Annotated in this window: 4 protein-coding genes; all 4 read right to left on the minus strand. The window is 67.5% G+C overall.

Annotated elements, in window-relative coordinates:
* Window positions 1-749: hypothetical protein (locus F790_RS0113520; protein ID WP_019592007.1), on the minus strand; the 749-nt coding region annotated here is incomplete at its 3' end.
* Entirely contained in the window at window positions 746-4138 is a 3393-nt protein-coding gene (locus tag F790_RS0113525) for a toxin VasX (protein WP_019592008.1), read from the minus strand. The genes F790_RS0113520 and F790_RS0113525, both read right to left, overlap by 4 nt.
* A 113-nt stretch (window positions 4139-4251) precedes the next feature.
* On the minus strand, window positions 4252-4725 hold the full coding sequence (locus F790_RS0113530; RefSeq protein ID WP_231384400.1) for a hypothetical protein: 474 nt from the start codon (window positions 4723-4725) through the stop codon (window positions 4252-4254).
* Window positions 4715-6139: type VI secretion system Vgr family protein (locus F790_RS14435; RefSeq protein ID WP_156824346.1), on the minus strand; the 1425-nt coding region annotated here is incomplete at its 5' end. The genes F790_RS0113530 and F790_RS14435, both read right to left, overlap by 11 nt.

Here is a 6139-nt window from a genome sequence, read left to right on the forward strand (position 1 = left end):
ACCCCGCTCAGCGAGGTCCGGTTGAACTGCTCGCCGCTGTAGCGGTGCACGAACATCAGCCGGTAGAAGATCCCGCCCCGCTGCACCACCCGCTCGAGATAGGCATCGAACTCCACGAACGGCGCCTCCAGCGGTGGCTTGCGCCGGCCCCGGGCAAAGCGGACCTGGCCGGTGCGGCGGTTGAACTCGCTGCTGCGGTTGTCCAGGTAGCGCTGGCTGCGGGCGGCGATGACCCCGTGGAACGGCTTGAGCAGGAAGGCGCCGAGGTGGATCAGGCCGATCATCAGGGGTTGGGTGGTGTAGGCACCGATAATGCCAGCGCCCAGAACGCCGGCCCCCAGAATAAAGAAGATTACCGTGGGTGCTAGTGACTCGTTGTACTCAAACAGAGGGTCGCGTATCTGATCTGTAATGAAAAGCGGAATGGCCAGCAGGGCGAAAAAATAAACCACCGGAACCGCGAGTATCAGCACGGAAAGCCCCAGCTGGCTTTTCAGGAAGCGGATCCGCTCGTGGTCCCACCACCAGTCGTCCGACCGGTAGAACTCCGGGTCCTGCTGTTCCTGGTGCTGCACGAACTCGGCGTCTTCCAGTACCTGCTGGTGCGGGTCGATGTGGGCGTAGTCGCCGAACGGCAGCAGGGTCTCGCCGAAGCGGTCCCGCGCCCTCGGTGGCGCCGGCAGCGGCGGGATGGCATCCGAACGGTAGGCCCCGGGGGCGTAGTCACCGGAGGGATCGGGGCAGCTCATACGTCGAACTCCTGGATGTGCCAGTACAGCGGGTCCTGTGAGCGCCCGGCCAATTGTTTGACGAGCGCAGTAAAGGGATTGTTGACCGTGCGCTGTGCTCGACCCGGTGGCTCGCCATGCTCGCCGTCCCGGTAGGGCTCGTACTGCGTCAGCGCCGGGGTGGGCAGGACCATCTCGCCCCGCTCCCACGCGATGCGAGCCTGCAGCGCGATCCGCAGGCGGGCGCTGGACGAGACGGAGACGCCGCCCATCTCGACCCGTTCCTCGGCAGCCCGGCGCCGAACCAGAAAGCGCACGGCGCTCTCCTGCGGAAGCAGTTGGCGCCGGCCGATCACGAAGGGGTCCGGTGCCTCGGTAATGTAGGTCGAGGCGTATTGATCCCCGAACCGGGTGGGGGTCGTGGCCGTGGTCTGCGTGAGTTCCTGCACGGCCAGGGTCAACGATTCGCCCGGGCCGATCCGGAAGCGGCTGATCAGGGGCGTGCGGACGGTGACGACGTAATCGCGGTTGCCGGGCCCGGCCGTCTCGCCGATGCTGGCCAGCAGGGCCTGCTGCTCGTCCGCCCCGAGCCGGCCGTAGCGTTGCACCTCGGTCTCGACGGGGCTGAGCGCGGTGAGCAACTGCGGGTAGTAGCGGGTGTCGTCCGTGGATTCCGGCTCCGCCTGGGGATGGGTGCCGAGCGGGCCCTGGCGGAGCAGCTGCTCGAAGTCGGTGTCCTGGTTCATGGCGGCGTAGCTGGTACCGCCGATGGCCAGCCCCAGGCCCAGCAGGGCCCAGCCCCAGCCCGGGATCAGCAACAGGCCCGTCAGCAGCGGGGCGGTCACGAACAGTGCGGCACCGGCCACCGCCACGCCGTGCCCGGCGGCGGCCCCGCGATCGCCCTGCTGCAGGCTGATGCGCAGTTCCCAGGCGCTGATGCCGACGGCGGCAACGCCTGCACCGAAGTTGAACAGGCCGACGGTGCGAACCAGGGTGCTGGCGCCGACCTTCTGCAATCGGGCGCCGATCAGCGGCCAGTTCTTCATGTCGAACCAGGGCCGTTGCACAAAACGCCCCGTCCGCGATACCGGTTCCGGGTAAAGGGCGGTATGCAGTTTCATGGAGGCCGCTGTCAGGTCAATGAAGGCTCCGAAAGCTTTTGCTTCCTGGAACAGACTCCGGTTTGCCCGTTCGGCCTGTTGAACAGCCGCATACTCCCGGGCGAGGTTATAAATCGCAAAGCCCACCAGCATCCGCGAGATGGCCGGCCCATCCACCACCACCCGGGCCTGCCCGGCCACCTTGGCCAGGCGGAGCTGGGCGGCCCGGGCTGCCTCGGGGTGGCCCGCGGGCAGCACGAACACCAGGGTGTGCCCCGCCACGCGCCGGATCGCGTCGTCCACCTCCGCGCTCATGCGTTTCGGGCTGGTGGAGCCGGTGAGGTTGCTGTCGGCATCGACCTGGTCGGCAAAGAGGTAGTCCCGCCGGGTCTGCAGGGTCTCGCTGGCGCGGTCGCGGTCGGTGAGACCCCAGTGGAGGCCGTCGCCATGTACGCCCAGGATGGTGTAGCGGTCCAGGTCGACTTCGCCTCGGCGCATGATGCGCAGTTCGCCGCCCAGGTCGCCGTCGATCAGGTTGGCGTGGCTCTCGACCGCGGTGAACAGGCGCTGCAGCCGGATCACCTCCACGTCGTCGGACACCCGTTCCACGGCGCGCAGCACGGCCTGGCTCCACTGGCTTACCACCGCACGCAGGAGCCCCCCGACCCTGCCGGCGTTGGTCAGGTGGAGAACGGCTTCTGTCTGCTCCTGCTCCTGTTCGGCCAGATTGCGGGCCATCAGCCCGAGCGTCTCGAGACCCAGCGCCTCGGCTCGGGCTTCGTCGATCTCGCTGTCGTCCCCGGCCAGCCGGCGCAGGAGGGCGTCCGACGGGGCGCCATCGCCGTCGTCCGTACCGGGCGCGGTGGCATCGGCCTGCTCGGGGGCAGACGGATTCCACAGCGATTGCAGGTCGGCGCTCGTGAGCAGGGTTTGCAGAAGGTTGCGCGCGCGTGTTGCCGGAGCGCTATCCGGGTGATCGTGCAGGACGCCCGGGAGTTGCTGCAGCACACCGAGAAGGTCGGCGCACAGGGCATACCCTTCGCACAGGCCGAGGTCGTGATGGCTGGTGAAGTCGCGCAGCACGGCGGTGATCTGCCCTTCGCTCGCCAGCCACTGGAGGGTGTGGAGCTGCCGGTTCAGCAGGGCCACCGTGGCGTCGCGCTCGGGTTGCTGGAGAACCGCGTCCAGCCGCTCGGTGTCGAGGGCGTCCCGATAGTCGGCGAGGGGGTTGGTGCCCCCGTCCTCTGGTGCGGCATAAAGGGCCTGGCGGATCAGCCGGGCCGAGTGCCCCAGCGGTTGCTCCGCCAGTTCCGCATCGAGGGCGTCGAGGTAGTGCTGGGCGAGATGGATCTGCGCCAGGGCGTGACGCAGCGCGAACAGCGGGTCCGGTATCGGCACGGCGATGACGCCGTCGTTGTCCCGCCGGCCGTCGAGCAGGTCTTCGCCATCCTCGCACTGCAGATCCAGCGAAGCGGCCCGGTCGTCCTCGCCGGCCTGCGCCCAGCGGTGCCGAAGACGGGCGCACAGTTCGTCCTCGGCCGGGGCATTAAAGTCGGGCGTGAAGGCTTCGGGGGCCTCCAGCATCAGCTCCATGCCGAGATCGCGCCGGCGCAGGGCAAGGACGTCGGCGAGGCGGCCGGCGGGGAAACCCCGCGTCAGGGACAACTGGCGCTCCCCGTCAGCAAGCACCGCCGCGGCCGCGTTGATGGCGGCGCTGCGGGACTTGATCCGCGCGGGGTCCGCCTCCAACCAGCGGATGTAGGAGCCGCTCCAGGCGATCTCGCTGTAGGCGAGACGCACCTTGTGCAGGGTGGCCTCCCCCTGCAGCATCGCGGGAGCGAGGATGTGTTCCAGCCACTCCCCCTCGGCGGGGCGTTCATCGGGCAGTTCGCCGGTGTCGGTCTGCTCGCGGCAGGCGGCCAGGTCCACGTCGCTGAGGCGGCCGTCGGGACCGACCTCGAGTTCGCGCCACAGCCGATCGCGGAAAAAGACATACAGATAGCCTGGCCGCAGCATCCCGAATGTCACCGATGCGTCCTCGCTGCCACCCCCGAGGTGGGCGGGCAGCCCCCGCACCAGTTGTGCCAGCAGACGGATGGCCACCAGGGTGTTGTCCTGCAGTTCCCCGTCCTCGCGCTCCTCGACCGCGCGGGCATGCTCGAGCAGCGCGATCTCGATCTCGCCGCCCCCCTCGCGTTTCGGGATCACCAGCGCCAGGGTGCCGTCTTCCTCGTCCGAGTACTCGGCGCGGCGGCGCACGCCCAGTTCCACGGCCTCCTCGTTCAGTTCCTTGAGATCGCCTTCACTCATTCCTTGTGCTCCTCGTTCGAAAGTCGCTCCGCGCTGAAAAGCGGGAATGGTTCTCAGCCGGCCGGAACGAGGCCTTCCGGGCAGGCACGTTGTTCAAAACCCGGTGGGTGGGCTCATTTGCTCTGTTCCGGAGGTGGCCCCCAGGGCGTCCCTTGCGTCATGACAAGATCATGTTCGTCGACGTAGTCGCGTTCATATATGTGGTAGTTCTCGATCGCGTCGATCTCACGGACAAGGTGCTCCAGTAGAGCTGCCGTATGTTCATGGCGTTTGCCGCAGTCCTTTACATAACGGACGGCATATTCCGGACGTGGCGAGTTGTACGATACGGAGGCAATGCGATACTGCGTGGCGAGGCCCTGCCTGCCGATGGTGCGCGAGATCATGTCATTCACTTGCCTTACGGCATCGGGCGTGTCCAGATCACCCGTCAAGTCGAAGCGCACGATACAGCCGCCACGGTCTTCTCCTGCATACGAGGCCTCGCGGTCAGAGGTGTTCGGGCAACCCGCCAGCAAAAGGGCGAGAGCCAAAAACAGCATGTTCGCAGAAATCTTCATGACCTTTTGGCTCATTTCAATCGACAAGGGTATAAATCCGGACGGCAACGCCATGCGAATTGTTGTGGGGTGATTGTTGCCTGGGTAGCTCAAGAGTCCAGAGGTGTCCTCCCTCGGAGTCGTAACCGGCATCGATGACTCGAGTCACGGATTGTCCGAGACCGACATGCCCGCCTACATTGAAGTCGGGCTCCGCCCTGGGGCGGCCCACGGGCGGAAGTGCTCGCGCGACCGGCTTTACTTCTCCACTGTCGTCCAGCGGATTGACCCATACGGCCACATGCGCACCATCAAGGCCGATGGTGTGGCTGATGAGCTCTACTTTTAGCCTCCGGTTTGACACCACCCGTTCGGTCTGCCCTTGTGCAGCCAGTTCACGGGCAAACCTCCACTGATCCACTGCAGCTCCGGCAGTGCCCTCTTCTTTTTCACTTGAGGGTCTCTCCTTTGCGGCAGCTGTGCTATCTGGTCCACTGCCCGCGCCCTGGTGCTCATCGGAGGGCCGTGCTTGCGTGCGTGCCTGTGTAGCAGCCGCGTCTGCCCGACCCTGGCGCAGGCGGACCTGCTGGCCGTCTTCACTGCCGCTGGTGATATCCACCAGCAATTCCCGCTCACGCTCTGCGGTGCCTTCGGCCATCGAGGCCTCCCGAATGGCGTCGGCCCCTGCCCCGGGCGCGGGTCCGGAGGTGCTCGAACGGCTGCGGGGGCTCGCGTCCGCGCTGCGGGGATGTTCGGGCATCTGCACCTGCGGTGGGCTGCCGGAGCCGGGGCTGCCGCCGGAGTTGAGGCGGACGTTCGGGCCGCTGAGGGTGACGCCGGAGGGGTCGACCTTGATGAAGCTGCCACCGGCCTGGAGGGTGATCTCGGCGCCGGCGTCGAGGACGATCTTCGTGCCGGCGGCGTGGTGGATCTCCCGTCCGGCCTCGACGAGCTGGGCGGTGCCGAAGCGCTGGTGCAGGGTGCCGTCGACGGTGAGGTGCTGGTCGGCGGCGGTGTGTTCGCGGCGTTCGCCCTGGACGGTGAGGTGTTCGTTGCCGCGGACCTCGGCGAGGCGGTCGCCGTGGACGCCAAGATGGCTGTGGCGTTCGATGGTCTCGCTGCGGTCGTTGCGGGTGATCAGATCGAGGTCGCGCTGGGCGTGGAGGTGGATCTGTTCGGCGTCGCGGGCGTCGTCGAAGCGCAGTTCGTTGTAGCCCTCGGCCTGGTGGCTGCGGGTGCGCAGCACGGAGCGGGTCTTGTGTTCGGGCAGCGGGTACGGCGGGGGGTTGTCGCCGTCGTGGACGGCGCCGGTGACCACGGGGCGGTCGGGGTCGCCCTCGAGGAAGTCGACGATCACGGCGTGGCCGATGCGCGGGAGCAGGACGCTGCCGTAGCCGGGGCCGGCCCAGGCCTGGGCGACGCGGATCCAGGCGCTGGCGTGTTCGTTGTCCTCGGCGTAGCG

It is taken from the genome of Thioalkalivibrio sp. ALE20 (genome assembly GCF_000381405.1).
Taxonomy (GTDB): domain Bacteria; phylum Pseudomonadota; class Gammaproteobacteria; order Ectothiorhodospirales; family Ectothiorhodospiraceae; genus Thioalkalivibrio.

Coding starts and splice junctions, on each gene's coding strand:
- F790_RS0113525 (WP_019592008.1), bottom strand. CDS start 4,138: ATGAGTGAAGGCGATCTCAAGGAACTGAACGAGGAGGCCGTGGAACTG.